This is a genomic window from Zhongshania borealis (genome assembly GCF_039539625.1).
In the GTDB taxonomy this organism is placed as follows: Bacteria; Pseudomonadota; Gammaproteobacteria; order Pseudomonadales; family Spongiibacteraceae; genus Spongiibacter; species Spongiibacter borealis.
Window position 1 is genome coordinate 16,728 of record NZ_BAABDM010000009.1, and the last position, 14,348, is coordinate 31,075.

General features: G+C 44.1%; 9 protein-coding genes. All 9 read right to left on the reverse strand.

Features of this window, described 5'->3' with window-relative positions; all coding sequences use genetic code 11:
* Positions 1 to 20 precede the first annotated feature (20 nt).
* Complete coding sequence (locus tag ABD836_RS16485) at positions 21 to 1,868, reverse strand: alpha-L-fucosidase (RefSeq protein WP_344938089.1); 1,848 nt, start codon at positions 1,866 to 1,868, stop codon at positions 21 to 23.
* Positions 1,869 to 1,919: 51 nt separating this feature from the next.
* The gene (locus ABD836_RS16490; RefSeq protein ID WP_344938091.1) at positions 1,920 to 3,374 is read right to left on the reverse strand and encodes a sulfatase-like hydrolase/transferase; all 1,455 of its coding nucleotides are present in this window, start codon (positions 3,372 to 3,374) and stop codon (positions 1,920 to 1,922) included.
* A gap of 48 nt (positions 3,375 to 3,422) precedes the next feature.
* The gene (locus tag ABD836_RS16495; protein ID WP_344938093.1) at positions 3,423 to 4,988 is read right to left on the reverse strand and encodes an arylsulfatase; all 1,566 of its coding nucleotides are present in this window, start codon (positions 4,986 to 4,988) and stop codon (positions 3,423 to 3,425) included.
* On the reverse strand, positions 4,981 to 6,564 hold the full coding sequence (locus tag ABD836_RS16500) for a sulfatase-like hydrolase/transferase (RefSeq protein ID WP_344938095.1): 1,584 nt from the start codon (positions 6,562 to 6,564) through the stop codon (positions 4,981 to 4,983). Before ABD836_RS16500 ends, ABD836_RS16495 begins: the two co-directional genes overlap by 8 nt.
* 81 nt (positions 6,565 to 6,645) lie before the next feature.
* Positions 6,646 to 8,775, reverse strand: a complete 2,130-nt coding sequence (locus ABD836_RS16505) for a right-handed parallel beta-helix repeat-containing protein (protein WP_344938097.1) — start codon at positions 8,773 to 8,775, stop codon at positions 6,646 to 6,648.
* Positions 8,776 to 9,510: 735 nt separating this feature from the next.
* Complete coding sequence (locus ABD836_RS16510; protein ID WP_344938099.1) at positions 9,511 to 10,566, reverse strand: formylglycine-generating enzyme family protein; 1,056 nt, start codon at positions 10,564 to 10,566, stop codon at positions 9,511 to 9,513.
* Between the two features lie 385 nt (positions 10,567 to 10,951).
* A complete protein-coding gene (locus ABD836_RS16515) occupies positions 10,952 to 11,869 on the reverse strand; it encodes a GntR family transcriptional regulator (RefSeq protein WP_344938101.1) in 918 nt (305 codons plus the stop codon).
* A gap of 376 nt (positions 11,870 to 12,245) precedes the next feature.
* A complete protein-coding gene (locus tag ABD836_RS16520; RefSeq protein WP_344938103.1) occupies positions 12,246 to 12,896 on the reverse strand; it encodes a LutC/YkgG family protein in 651 nt (216 codons plus the stop codon).
* Positions 12,889 to 14,346, reverse strand: a complete 1,458-nt coding sequence (locus ABD836_RS16525) for a LutB/LldF family L-lactate oxidation iron-sulfur protein (RefSeq protein ID WP_344938105.1) — start codon at positions 14,344 to 14,346, stop codon at positions 12,889 to 12,891. Before ABD836_RS16525 ends, ABD836_RS16520 begins: the two co-directional genes overlap by 8 nt.
* Positions 14,347 to 14,348: the final 2 nt, after the last annotated feature.

Genomic DNA, 14,348 nt, shown 5'->3' on the forward strand with positions numbered 1-14,348 from the left:
TTAGAAATGGATTTAAGGATTTACTTCATTGTTGGCGTCAAATGGATCGCCTTCAGATTTATCCCTCCACCTACGACTTTTGACTTAGGTGAAACAGTAATAGTCTGCTTGCCTGCCTTAAGGGCAATAACACCGACAGCGTCCGTACGATATCGATACAAAGTTCGGCCTTTAGGCTGACGCTTGGAATTTAGGCGCTCACCAGTATCTAAGGCCTGCAACATTCTAATTTCATCACCAAACCGGATAATCCACTCGCTAAAGTCGACTATTTCATTAGCAGAATACTCTACGGCAATTGAATAGATTCCCGGTTCAGCGACATTTATTTGCCATGTCCCTTCGCTGTCATCGCTCCAGTTCATTAGATTATTGGCATAATTCCAATCGCCAAACTTTTGCATCCATCGTATTTCTTGATTTGTACAGCCATCACATTTAGCGAAAGCTGAATTTAAAGTGGTCCGAATGTCGGGATCAACGCCGGGTGTATCATCTACCTTCGGTAAACCAGCGACCTCTAATGCAATAACCGGCACGAGGGAATCGGGCTTAGCCACAGGTACTTGCAGCTCTATCCAATCCTTACTACTCCTAGACACTAAAACGTTTAGATTCTCCGTTCCCAGCAGTGTGCTTGAAATAATTCTATTTTTTAAACCTGATAGATGAATTCTGCCGTCCTGCGGCCAATCAAAGACATGCAAATAAATCACACTGCCTTGAACAGTGATATCACCCCAGGATTGCGCTCGCCCCCAGGGTGACGCCTGGGCACCGTAGATTGTCCCGCCGTATTGATTTAGCCACTCTCCAGCCTTTAATAGACCTTTTTGTGCATACTCTGGTACTAGACCTTTGGCATTAGGTCCAACATTAAGCATGTAATTTCCGCCACGCCCCACCGTCGAAATTAAGCGGTGAAGAATCTCCTTTCCAGATTTCCAATTTTCATCGTACCAAGCAAAACCCCAACTATTATTAGTGGTATCAATTGTCTCCCATAATCCCGGATGATTTACTTGAGAAAGACTGTGGTCACCTAATGTAGAAAAATCACCGACCCCATTTCCAATACGACTATTAATTAACGCCTTAGGTTGTAATTTCCTTACCAGGTTAACCAGCTTCATAGACTGTTCTTTAGTCATTCCACCAGGCGTATCAAACCAAACCGTTCGAATTGGCCCGTATTCCGTTAAAAGCTCGGTTACTTGGGGTATCACTTTCAGGTCAAAGTAGCTGTCAAAATCGCCCTTTTGATTATTATCTGTCCAAGCGATCCCTGCACCGCCTTGCTCATACCAATCTTGCATTTGCGAGTAGTAAAAGCCCAGACCCAGTCCGGCTTCCTGGCAAGCTTTAGCGAGCTCCTTTAAAGGATCGCCGGAAAATGAGGTGGCGTCCTCAATATCGTAATCGCTGGCCTTAGAGTGATACATAGCGAAGCCTTCATGGTGCTTTGCAGTAATAACAATGTTTTTCATGCCAGAATCTATCGCCAATTTAACGATAGCTTTGGCATCAAATTGATCTGGGTGGAAATCCTTTGCTAACTTTTTGTATTCATCAATAGGAATATCTGCAACACGATCAGACATAAGCCATTCAGAAATTCCGTAGTAGGTCTTTCCCTTCCACTCACCGCCAGGAATAGAATACAAACCCCAGTGGATAAACATTGAATACTTATCTTGAGTGAACTGCTGGCGACTCGCCTCATCAACCTGTTTGGATGTATTCATACTTGAATCACCCCACAACTCATCCATTGATAAGTCGTCATCTTTAGCAAATGCCGAAATACTACAATTTGCTAAGATGATGCAAAGGGCACTGGATAAAATATTTTGTCTGATCAGTTTCATACTATTCCCAATACGGATTATCTATATATTTCTGACTTAACAAACAAGGTTTCACGCCTTTGTTTTCTTTTTCTTTTCCTTTTCCTTTGGCGCATCATACTTACTACGATTATCCGATGTAGTGCTAGCTTTCGGCTGTCCTGGCAGGGTTTTCTTCCACTCCACCGCCAACGCCTTCATTCGAGTCACAAGTTCGGGATTTTCACTTGCTAAATTCATCGTTTCAGCGCGATCACGCATGACGTTATAGAGCTCTACACTTCCATCTTGCTGATGATAGAATAGTTTCCACGGCCCTTCTCGCACAGCAAGCATTGGCTTAATTCCACTTTTTTTGCCGTAACGCCATTCCCAATACATGGGCTTTTCACGCTGCACCGTGCCGCCCTGCAACAACTTAAGAACCGACTGACCATCTGAGACGTATTTTTCAGGTAATTTTGCACCAGCTACATCAGCAAAGGTAGGTAGTAAGTCTACTGCGGTGACGATTGATTCGGTATCGGCTCGTCCAGCTGGCACATGCCCTGGCCAACGAACAATGAAAGGCACCCGTAGACCGCCTTCATATGTATCGCGTTTACCTCCTCTTAATCCTGCAGTTTTGCCTGTGCTGTAGTACTTTCCGTAGGGTATCTTGCCTTGCATCACATCTAACTTAGCTGACTTGTGACGAGTACTGTTCGCATTGCCCGTGTGCTCAGGCCCATTGTCACTGGCAAACACAATTAAAGTATTTTCACGTAAATTTAATTTATCAAGTGCATCTAGCACTTTTCCAATTCGCTGATCAGCACCATCAACAACAGCAGCATAAATACGGTCTTGTTCATTTAAATGCTTATATTTTTCCAACGACTCCTGGCTGGGGTCATGGGGCAAATGTGTTTCATGTATCCATAGATTGATAAAGAATGGCTTGTCTTTATTTCGCTGAATGAAATCAATTGCATCGGTATAAAGATTAGCAAAAGTCGTTTGTGGCCCTTTGCCATTAAACACCTTGGCTTCGTCATACCCATATTCGATTGGCTTGGGAGCGCCACCATTATTACCTAAATGCCATTTACCAAAGTGAGCCGTGGTGTATCCAGCAGACTTCATTACCTTTGGCAAATTTAGCACATCTGGGTCCAGCCAATCGGCCATGGAAAAGTTCATATGATGATCAAGGCCAGAGAAATGCCGATGAACACTATTTCTAGCGGGATACTGACCCGTCATCACCCCCGCACGACTCGGCGAGCACGTTGGATTAGAAACAGAGAATTGGTAAAACTCTGAACCTTCATTTGCAAGCCTATCTATATTCGGTGTTCGAATATCTGGATGACCATGTAGGCTAATATCGCCCCAACCAAAGTCATCGGCAAAGATAAAGATAATATTTGGTCTACTTTTGTTGGCAGCACTCTTAGATTCTGCAGCAAATGCCCCGATACTTATTAGGGTCAATACAACTACAGCAATTACTCGAGAAGTAATTCTAGCCCGTTTCATTTTCATACTCCGCAAATCCATTAAATTCAGCTTATCGTTATTGGTACAAAAAATTTAAATATCTGGTGTCCAATCCGGAATACCCTTTGATTTCAACTGCTGTTGATATTTTACTGACATTGGCTGCATTTCAGGTGTAACATTTGGACGATTCTCATTCACTAAATATTTCTTAGTCGAATCCCACCATTGGTCATAAGCTGCACTAAGCTCATTAACAATTTCTGGATACATATTTGCTAGATTGCTAGTTTCGCCGGGATCAACTGTAATGTCCGATAAAAAGTATTCCACTTTATTACTCACCAACGACATTACTAAACGCCACTTTTCGGTACGCACTGCAGCGCCGGCATACTTACTTTCGCCTCGCGTAATTTGGCTTTTTAGGCCGTCTCCCCAACGCCCTTTATGGATAAATAACTTACGATCTACCCATTTCGTATCGGCGTTTTCCAGAAGTGGCACTAATGAATGTCCATTTGGTGGCAATTTACTATCAGGTATTTTTGCACCGGCTAAATCAACGAAAGTACGATACAGGTCAATATGTGCGGCAAGAGAATTGATATCTTCCGCTGGCGTTAAAACACCTTTCCAATACCAGAATGACGGTACATGTGTTCCACCCTCCCATGGTGAATTTTTTCTTCCTTTCATACCTGCATTAAATGGGTATATCATTTCCCCGGATTTATTTATTGGAGCCATACTCATGCCGTTATCCGTGATGAAAATAACTAAGGTATTGTCGAGCAATTCCCAATCGCCCAACATCTTCATCATACGGCCCATATTGTCATCAATATTCTCGATCATGCCGTAGCGCGCAGCAGTGGTTTCGTCATAGCCTTGCTCTAAAAATCGGCGTTTATAACTCTCTGGAGCATACATTGGGCCATGTGGCGCGTTGAGTGGGATATAGGCAAAAAAAGGCTTATTGGCTTTTCGCTGCTTATTGACCCACGCGAGGGCAGAATCAAAAAACACATCGGTACAAAAGCCTTTAGTCTTTACAATGGTATCGTTGTGCAGCAAGACATTATCAAAATAAGGGTTTTCTAAATTCGCTTTAAAATCACCGTACTTGTATTGGCCAATCCCTCCACCACCAAGCATCAGCACTTCGTCAAACCCCCTATTCTGCGGCAGATAAGCGCTCTCATCCCCTAAGTGCCATTTTCCAAACAAGCCCGTTGTATATCCAGCACTCTGTAGTGCTTGCGGAAAGGTAATAACATCAAGCGCCATACGTTCACGCTGCTTAATAGTATGCGTTACACCCACTTCAAAGGGCCGCCTACCGCTCATAATCGCAGCTCGACTGGGCGCGCAGGTTGGGCTAACTTGAAAATCAGTGAAGCGCTTAGACTGTTCAGCAAAGGCATCTATGTTTGGCGTCCGAAGTATGGTATTTCCCTGACCAGATAAATCTCCCATACCTTGATCGTCGGTTAAGACAAAGATGATGTTTGGTCGCGATCCGGACAGATTTAGCTCCGCTGCGCTTACATCAGCACTCAGCATTAACATCAATATTCCGATCACACTTTTTACTAAAGCCGAATTTATACACTCAAATTCAAACCACAAGTTTTTTACACTATGAAGATCATTCATTAATGTGATCCCCCCGCAGCTCCCTCACAAGCACCGAATTCCGATCACGCAATAATTTTGCAACCGCTGCTTTTCCTGGCTCATTAATTAGATTGCTTAGTTCTTTAGGGTCATTAATTAGATCATATAATTCTTCATAGATTGGCTTTTCGCCCTTAATCGATTGATCAATATAATCTGCATAATCTCCATCATTTTTCTTATCGAAATAGCGAATATATTTCCATTCATGGGTCCGAACGGCTTCCATTCTTGGATAATTTTGTATTGTCATCAAATTTTCCAAAAACAATTCATCTCGCCAATTTGCTTTCTCACCCTTAAGCAACGGTGTTAAATCCATACCTTGCATTCCAGCAGGCACCTCCAAGCCAGCCAGACTCAGCAAGGTAGGCGCGATGTCGACCAACGCCACCAGCTCATCACTACTATCAACCTTTTTATTCTTAATGCGCGGATCGTAAATTATTAGGGGTATTCGAATTGATGGCTCATACAGGAAAACCTTACCTCGGAGCCCAAATTCTCCATGCATCAAGCCATGGTCCGAGGTAAAGACAATAATTGTATTGTCAGCAATACCTTGCTCATCGAGGTAGGACTGCAACTTTCCTATTAGTTTGTCCACACCCGATATGGTTTGCATTTCGCGGATTTTCCGTTCAACCAGTGAACTCTCTTCTTTCGCATAATCATACGAAGACAGGTACTCACCATTGTGAACATAATCTGGTAACTTTGGCTCAATGATGTTTTTATTCGCAACAAAGGTTTCTGGTATCGCGATTTTATCGGTCATATCCCGATAAGCGCTCTTGTACAACGCTAAGTCTGACTCACGCAGCTCCATCGAACCTGTAGATGCGGCATGAGGAATGTTAAAATTGATCAACAGCGCAAATGGTTGATCTTTTGGCCTGCTTGCTAAAAATCTATTGCCATGACTAAAGGCCTCAACTGGTGTAACAAAATTTTCCACACTCTCCTCGAGAATTTCAACTTGCGTATCCGCTTTTGCATTGTTAAAAATTGCATGCCGTTCTTTTGGGTAAAAACCAAGATGCTTGTGCCCGGCGTACCAATAATCAAAACTGGTATCCATAACTGAACTTTTATAGCCTTTGACTCCTGCCTGATTTTCTCCGATTGGAGTATGGTTTTTTCCTATATAACCTACAAAGTATCCAGCCTTTTTCAAAAGCATGGGATAAGTTTGATTGTATGCCTCGTTATTCAAAATGCTGTGTGATTCAAAATTAACGCCATGTTTTCGCTCATACTGCCCAGTAAGTATGCTTGTTCGGCTTGGCGTACATACCGCACTAGTTGCAAAAGCACTTTCAAATACAGTGCCATCAGCAGCTAATTTATCAATGACGGGCGTATTTATTAATGGATTACCCGAATATCCTGCAGCGTCTGCACGCATATCATCGGCCAGCACAACAATTATGTTTGGTGCTTGCTGGATGGTTCGTGACTTTATTTCAGAACTTAAATCCTGATTATGCACTGTTTCGCTCGAATTGCAGCCAACAATGGCAAAGGCAAATATCAGCGCGACTAAATTTCGCATTGCATTCCTCATTTAACTTAGCTAACTAAGTTTTATAATTATTTTTCTTTTACTTACAAAATGTCATACATAGATAATTACTTATGATGTCTGAAGTCCAATCTTTGACATATCTATTTGCTTTATACCTAAAGCAAATGCTGGTGAGCTATCTTTAAGATTAAAATTCCCTTTACTTACGTCTACAAACATCGGATCAGCAGCTATGCTATTTCGATCAATACCAAGCTTTCGGTGATCAGCAAGATGATCTATTGCTATATTTTCTTTCGCCTTGCAGAAATAGATATTGCCATTGCAATTAGTATCAACGGCCCGCGCCAATTCACGGCCACGACGATCTTCGCTTGAACCTTCTTTACCTGGTGGTAGCTCATCAATAAACGTACATATGTCCGTTGTTGAATAAAAAATATTGTTCTTGATAGAGGCGCCAGTCATTGGACCTTCGCGAAGTGACATATAATAGCCACGGGGAGGTGCAATAATATCTACTATGTAATTATTCTCGGCACGATTATTGAGTTTTAGCAAAATACCTTGTGAAGTACATTTGTAAATTATGTTTTCGGTAATCAATGTGTCCGTCTGTCCGCCATCAGTTCTAATCGCGGCCTGCATAATCATTGGGGCAACTAAGTGGTGTACATAATTCCCTTTAATCACATTATTTTTACCTGCACCTCGTATATATATTGCGTTTCCGTCGCCTAACTCTTCCATGGCGTGATGGATTTCATTATAAGCAATGAGGTTATTTCTCGAATGCAAGTATGGCATTGCCTGCTCGCGTGTCATTTTACGCTTTGAGCCACCAAGATCATGCCAACGCACTGTACGTGTTAATTCCCTACCATCGCCTTTAGCAAAAAAATGACTCATATAACCTGAAATTATTAATCCAGTATAAGGCGTGTTATGAATAAGATTGTTCGTTATCTTATTATCACCACTTTGCCAAACTAGGATTCCTGATCCGTGCGCATAAATTCGACCAGTGTGGTGAATATAATTATTACTGATCACATTATTTTTATTGACATCTTTAGTCCCTGGGCCATATCCACAAAGGAATATCCCCGTACTGCCAATATACTCAAGTAGATTATTGGTGATCCTGTTGTTTATTCCGTGCAAATCTACCCTAAGTGCACTACCACCACACTGTGAAAAATGACAGCCCGATACGCTGCAATTTTCTGTACCGCGTAATCGGAACATTGCATGATTTTTATCTTGCATCTCCCATTCATGCTGAACGCCTGCATCTTCATCTGTCAGTGTATGGCGCTCGCCATGCATGAAGCTTAGTCCAAAAAAATGAATATTCTTAACTGGCGTATCTACTGGGCCTTGCTTATCAATAAGCCCCTCAATTCTTACCAACTCTTGCAATTGTGGTGCGTATATCGCTGAATCACTACGTGGCCATAAATATACTTTTTTTGCCTTACTATCCAAGACCCAATTCCCGGGCTCGTTCAACGCTTCGAATATATTCTCAACCCAGCAATTTTTGGTGTTTGGCAAAAAATGCAGCTTGTTCATCGCGTACGTGGACTTTAAGCGTGTGTTTGCAATGCTTTTCTTTTCATCAACCGATTTCATCGGCAATATATTCATAATCCAAGCATGATGCGGACGAACAAAGAGCTCCACATCTGACATATTGGACCAACTCTTCATCGCGCCCTTTGGAAAACTTAGCTGAGTTTTTTTCCCGTCTTTAATAGGGATAAAACGTTCAGATCTTGCCCTAGGTAACATGCCCTGATTATCAAATAGGGTTTTGAAGTTGTTAGATACATCGGCAACAATCAGCTTACTTTTTGCGGCGGCCGGTACGTCAACGTTCAGTACTTCATGACTAGCTTTTCGCCATCCTGTTATCTCTTTCGCAGCGCTAAATACGGGTTTTTCATTTGGGTACGCGGAATAAGTAATACTGGCAGCGTCACTGCCGGAATCCACTAAACCAAACACCACAGTCTCATCTAGCTGATACCGCCCACCACGTATTAACACTAAAATATTTTTATCTGGAAAATTCTTCCTTTTCTCACGAACAGCATCACGAGCACGTTTAAGCGTTGCAAATGGTGCATCAACAGATGTGCCCAAATTAGTATCATTACCATTCACAGCAACATAGAAATCAGCCTTATTCGTACCCAGCAATGCTGGGTCACCAATGACTGGCATGGCTGACATACAGACCATAGAACTCAATCCAGCCTTACCTGAAGATCGAAGGAAATCACGTCGAGTTAGCGCTTTATTCGTAGATGGCTTATGTAATTTCAATTTATTATCTCGCTGCGAGCGGCTTTTCCGCTTTAATTATTACTTCACACCCAATTACTACGGGTGATTTTTATTTATAATATACCATAGTGAGTGCATGTCAATCCTAATTTTACTGCGCCACCTTCTGTTACCGTTAAGATCCATCTCATATTCCTAACGATTTACTTACTTGAATTACCTCTGTAACTCACAATACTGCTCCGCAAGCATGGCGTCTGAGCCAATTTCAGGCCAACAAAGCATCCTACTTAATGGAATTAGTTCATAAGTTCGAGCCAGCCCCAGATTATGCTGGAACGAGTAAATCACGACGAAATGGCCACTCTAAGTCCCGCCTGAAGCTATAAGTTCAACTCCTCACAATTCAGACCATTGGACAGCGTTTAGAGTCGTTGATTAATTTAGGGATAATTGAGAACAAGTACAAAGGTACTTACGCGGGCAAAATGCGCTGAAATTCTGAGAACGACTACCTAAAAACATGGAGTGAGATCAACAAATTCATCACGACAATTCAAGGCAATCAGACACAAGGCAAGCTTTAGCCGAACAAACACGTTACAGGTCACACTAGTGACAGCAGAGACCGCCATAGACATGACTATTAATTGAATCTCGCAACAAGAAAATTCTTACATCTCACTTTTTAGGGATAGATCTTACTAGCCGCAACCCGACGTGATTACTGCCCGTATCAGGTGCACCGCGGCCGCGACTACCCGGCATGTACCGTGTGCAGTACTGATCGGTACAAAGGTAAGAGCCGCCCTTTTGAACCTTCTTGCTTATGCCCGGCTCACTTGGGTCTACACTCCGCTCGGGACCTTGCGGATTATTGGCGACACCGAGCTTGGCAAGTACCTGATAATATTCAGGATCATACCAATCAGACGTCCACTCCCAGACATTTCCAGCCATATCATAAAGACCATAGCCATTTGCGGGGTAACTGGCCACCGGTGCAGTGGCTTGATAGCCGTCTTCAGCGGTATTGTTTGTCGGAAAGCTGCCTTGAAAGGTATTGGCTTGAAGGCGCGCCTCCACCTTAAACTCTGCACCCCATACATAGGGCTGGCGGTCTAATCCACCTCTAGCGGCATATTCCCATTCAGCCTCGGTTGGTAAGCGTTTATCGGCCCAATTAGCGTACGCTAAGGCGTCCTCGTAAGCGATATGAACCACGGGGTGATTCATTCGGTCTTGTATTGAACTGTGCGGACCCTCTGGGTGGCGCCAGTCAGCTCCGGGAATAAATCGCCACCATTGCCCAGGATTAGCGAGCGAAACACTGTGCGATGGTGCACTAAAGACCACTGAACCCGGCACTAAGAGATGACGTGGAACCCCTGGATAATCCGCAGCATTTGGCACTCTCTCTGCGAGCGTGACATAGCCAGTAGCCTCAATAAACTTTACAAAATCAGCGTTTGTGACCTCTGTTGCATCGATCATAAAGTCATCGACTAGCACGCGATGCTGAGGCAAGGCATCATGCATTGCAAGGTCATTCGCCCCCATCCAAAACTCGCCACCACGAACATGCACCATCGACTTTTCACTCGCAACTGAGACAGCAGCGCGGAGCCTTGCGTTTGACAGACCGGTATTACAGTGCTGCGGCGACACAAGCAAATCTTCAGCAGCGACCGCAGTGGTAAAAAGACAGAGAATTAAACAACAATTGTGAAGCTTCATAGAGTCCCGACGCCTTGCAATAATTATTAGTCAATAAGCTGGATATAGCCTTAACCCGCAAACCAAAATTCATTCCGAGCGTATTTCTAGGGCCAACAATACCAATGAGGGAAGGGAAGGCATTGTAATTTCATATCGTGGGTATAATTCAGCGAAAAATCACATGCACTAAACTTTATCTATTTTTGTACGAAACAAAATCAATGCTTAATTTGACAAAAACACTGACACGCTCATTGATCAGCCACCATGAATACTATTAATAAAGAACAATTTAATCAAGATGTTCTATAAAATAAGCAAAAATCAAGGCGGACCGCACTAAGCGCAGCTGCCATGCGGTATATTGCCCTCGCAAATTGCCTACGAGAGCAATTTTCCGTACTTAACTCGATTCATTATTAACACTTGTAGAACACGCCATAAGCGTTCGCTCTGCGGAATCTAAATGAAGCTCTAGGGCACGCACTGACGCAGCAACATCCCTTGCCAGGAGAGAAGTAAGCAGCTCAATATGTTCGTTTAATGCGACTTTCAAGCGCTCTTTTTCACCTTCTTTCTTCCATTGATAATGGTAATGGCAGACGAAAGAGACAACCTCAAAAAACTGGTTGATGAATCGGTTATTTGCACCTTTCTGAATAGCTAAATGTAGCCTTGCATCAAGATCAGGCACTTCTTGGTAGCGCTTATTAAAATTGGATTTTACTGATTTATGATCAGCGAGAATCTGCTCTAACTCACCCCATACAGCAGCATCCTTGTCCTGATCCAGTAGTTTTACCAGTGCGCGCATTTCCAGCACTTTTCTGAATTCGATCAACTCCTCTGCAAAACCATCATCAAACTTAACCATTTGCCACTGCGAGCGGGGGTCTTTTTCAATGAGGCCAAATCGAGAAAATTTAACAAGAAACTCCCTCACCGTCACAGTATTACAACCAGACTGCTTAGCGAGCTCAAGTTCAGAAAATCGGGTTCCAGGTAAAAGCTTCCCACTATTAATTAACGACAAGAAGTAACTCTGAATCACTTCTTCTTTTGTCGAAGATGAAGTACTTATATCGTAATAGTCGCTCTTTTTCGGTTTACGGACAGCGCGCTTGCCGATGCTGTCTCGCTTTATAATGCCCTTTTCCTCTAACTCACCGATGACCGTGCGAATAGTCGTACGACTAACATCCAGCTCAGTAGCAAGCGCTAGGTCACTGCTTAGATAAGACTCATTTGATCCGGCGATATCTTTCACCTTATCTAGCATTAGATTGATTGTTTTTTGTACTAGATAACTTTTATTTTTCACCTGCAACCCTCATGGCAATGTGCTTCAAACCCATGCCAACATCATGTAATTCCTTCAAAATATCACTGTGTATTTTGCCAAGAAAACACAGCAATTGTAAGACTTTACATGACTTCTAAGGAGGGAAGGGGATTCATTGAACAATTCTTTTCAAAAGAACGTCATTTGCGGGGATCAAGCAGAAAAAACTGAATACTTGTACCGAGAATAGCAGTGCAATTGCTAGCCAAAAGCCATATAAACGTCAACAAACGAATTAGTTAAAGCTAGGGGCAAGCTCAAAATGCGCCTTTCACAAGCTACCTGAAAGGCGATTAACCGCGCATCAACACCAAGGCCATGTTTAAACCAATTGTATCAATCTGCTCTGGGCAGCTTACCCAAGTAACAACACATGAAGATACCGCGGCCCGTGGGCACCAAGCACAATTTTTTGCTCAATATCCCCCGTCCGCGAGGGGCCAGTAACGAGGTTTATCGTGCGCGGTGTACCGTTCGGGTGCTTCCTTAAATCGGCCCATACTGCTTCTTGGGTGGCTAATACCTCTTCTCGACGCAGAATCACAATAAGTACCTCGGGCAAAAAATGACTGGCCGAAGACGCCCCCGGTGCCGATAACAGCACCAAGCTGCCAGTTTCAGCAATGCCACGAAAAGCCTCGGTGACACATACCACACTGTCGACACCTTCAGTACCAGTGTGGGTAATTAGGTCTGGCGCACCACCCCAGTTATGCTCGGCAACGTCACCATTTAAATAGCATTCGCCACGCAAACCCTTATCAGCTAGATATTGCAACACGGCCCCAGGAATTTCTGCAGGACTACCCAGCTGCGTAAAGCTTGCCGCAGCACCAAGCAGCTTTCGTTCGAACAGCGCCTGCATTTCGCTACCGATTAGCTTCGCTCGCGCTGGGATAGTATTCGCACGCGCTGCAGCAATGGCCTCCGCAGGGCTAGGATTGCTTGAAATTGGCCGCTTATTGCGACGAATAGACTGGAAAATTTTCTCACGCGCACTACTCATACCGAATACCCACCGCATTATTGCCCTTAGCGTCCGCTTTAATACGACTACTCATAGCGGCATGAAACGTCGTGCCTTCAGGCGCCGGAAAATCTCGATGACGGGTCCATCCGCCCGCCATAGGTAGCCACGTTAAATAGCCTGACCGACGACCAAATAGCGCCATACTCCAAACAGCGATCCCACTAAACATTTGATATAAGCGTGGATGAGTTGCGAGCCAGGTCCACGAGCGAAGTGCAAGGCGCCCCCACGTGGCCGTTAGCTTCTTCTGATGCTCTTCTACTCGCCAACGCCGCATAATATCAGTGAGTGGTATTTTTACCGGGCACACCTCCACACAGCGACCGCAAAAAGTTGAAGCATTTGGCAGTGCTGCAGAGTGCTCTATACCAATAATCGCTGGTGTTAATGCCGAGCCTATAGGGCCAGGGTAAACCCAGCCGTAGGCATGACCACCCGCGGAGCTGTATACCGGGCAATGGTTCATACAGGCCCCACACCGAATACAGTTCAATACGTCTTGGTCGTCACCACCAAGCAATTCACTGCGGCCACTGTCTAACAAAACCACGTGAAATTCTTCCGGGCCGTGCAAATCCTCTGGTCGCTTTGGTCCAGAGGAAAGCGTGACGTAAGAGGTTGCCTCCTGACCAGTTGCTGACCTCGGCAATAAACGTAAAAATGTTGAGAGATCTTCCAAGGTCGGAATAACTCGTTCGATAGTTGTAACCACCACATGCACTCGAGGCAAGGTCTGAGTTAAATCGCCGTTACCTTCATTAGTGACAATGACAGTGGCACCCGATTCGGCAATTAGGTAGTTCGCGCCGGTAATACCCACATCCGCCTCAAAAAACCGTTCTCGCAAAGCCTGTCTGGCCTCGTTTACTAGACTTTCCGGTGTAGAGATATCGCGTTCTGCCGCCAACTTTGTATGATGCTTAACAAATGTCTTTTCAATGTCATCCTGAACCAAATGCACCGCAGGCACGACAATATGGCTAGGTGCTTCCTTGCGCAGCTGCAAAATATACTCGCCGAGATCCGTCTCCACAGGCGTAATGCCCTTTTCCGCAAGAAAGTCATTAAGCCCGAGTTCTTCCGTTACCATCGACTTACCTTTGGTAACCATTTTTGCGCCCGCATTTTGACAGATAGCTAAAATTGCCTCTCTGGCATCATCAGCGCTACTCGCCCAATGCACATGACCACCCTGCTCAGAAACCTTCGTTTCGAAGAGTTCTAGATAGGTATCTAAATCCGCCATTACTTGACGTTTTATCCGTCGACCATCTTCCCGTAATTCTTCAAATTCGGGCAAATCCGACACAACTGCTGCCCGACGCGCCTGCAAGCCACTGCCTAAGTTATTAAGCGCCCCTTGTAATTTGGGGTCTTGCAAGGCCACAGCTGAATTTTTCTTAAAAGAAGTACAATCTGCTTGCATAA

Excerpts from the sequence above, each read along its gene's own strand:
- ABD836_RS16520 (WP_344938103.1), bottom strand. The coding sequence starts at position 12,896 with ATGAGTAGTGCGCGTGAGAAAATTTTCCAGTCTATTCGTCGCAATAAG.
- ABD836_RS16495 (WP_344938093.1), bottom strand. The coding sequence starts at position 4,988 with ATGAATGATCTTCATAGTGTAAAAAACTTGTGGTTTGAATTTGAGTGT.
- ABD836_RS16485 (WP_344938089.1), bottom strand. The coding sequence starts at position 1,868 with ATGAAACTGATCAGACAAAATATTTTATCCAGTGCCCTTTGCATCATC.
- ABD836_RS16490 (WP_344938091.1), bottom strand. The coding sequence starts at position 3,374 with ATGAAAATGAAACGGGCTAGAATTACTTCTCGAGTAATTGCTGTAGTT.
- ABD836_RS16525 (WP_344938105.1), bottom strand. The coding sequence starts at position 14,346 with ATGCAAGCAGATTGTACTTCTTTTAAGAAAAATTCAGCTGTGGCCTTG.
- ABD836_RS16500 (WP_344938095.1), bottom strand. The coding sequence starts at position 6,564 with ATGCGAAATTTAGTCGCGCTGATATTTGCCTTTGCCATTGTTGGCTGC.
- ABD836_RS16505 (WP_344938097.1), bottom strand. The coding sequence starts at position 8,775 with ATGTCAGCCATGCCAGTCATTGGTGACCCAGCATTGCTGGGTACGAAT.
- ABD836_RS16510 (WP_344938099.1), bottom strand. The coding sequence starts at position 10,566 with ATGAAGCTTCACAATTGTTGTTTAATTCTCTGTCTTTTTACCACTGCG.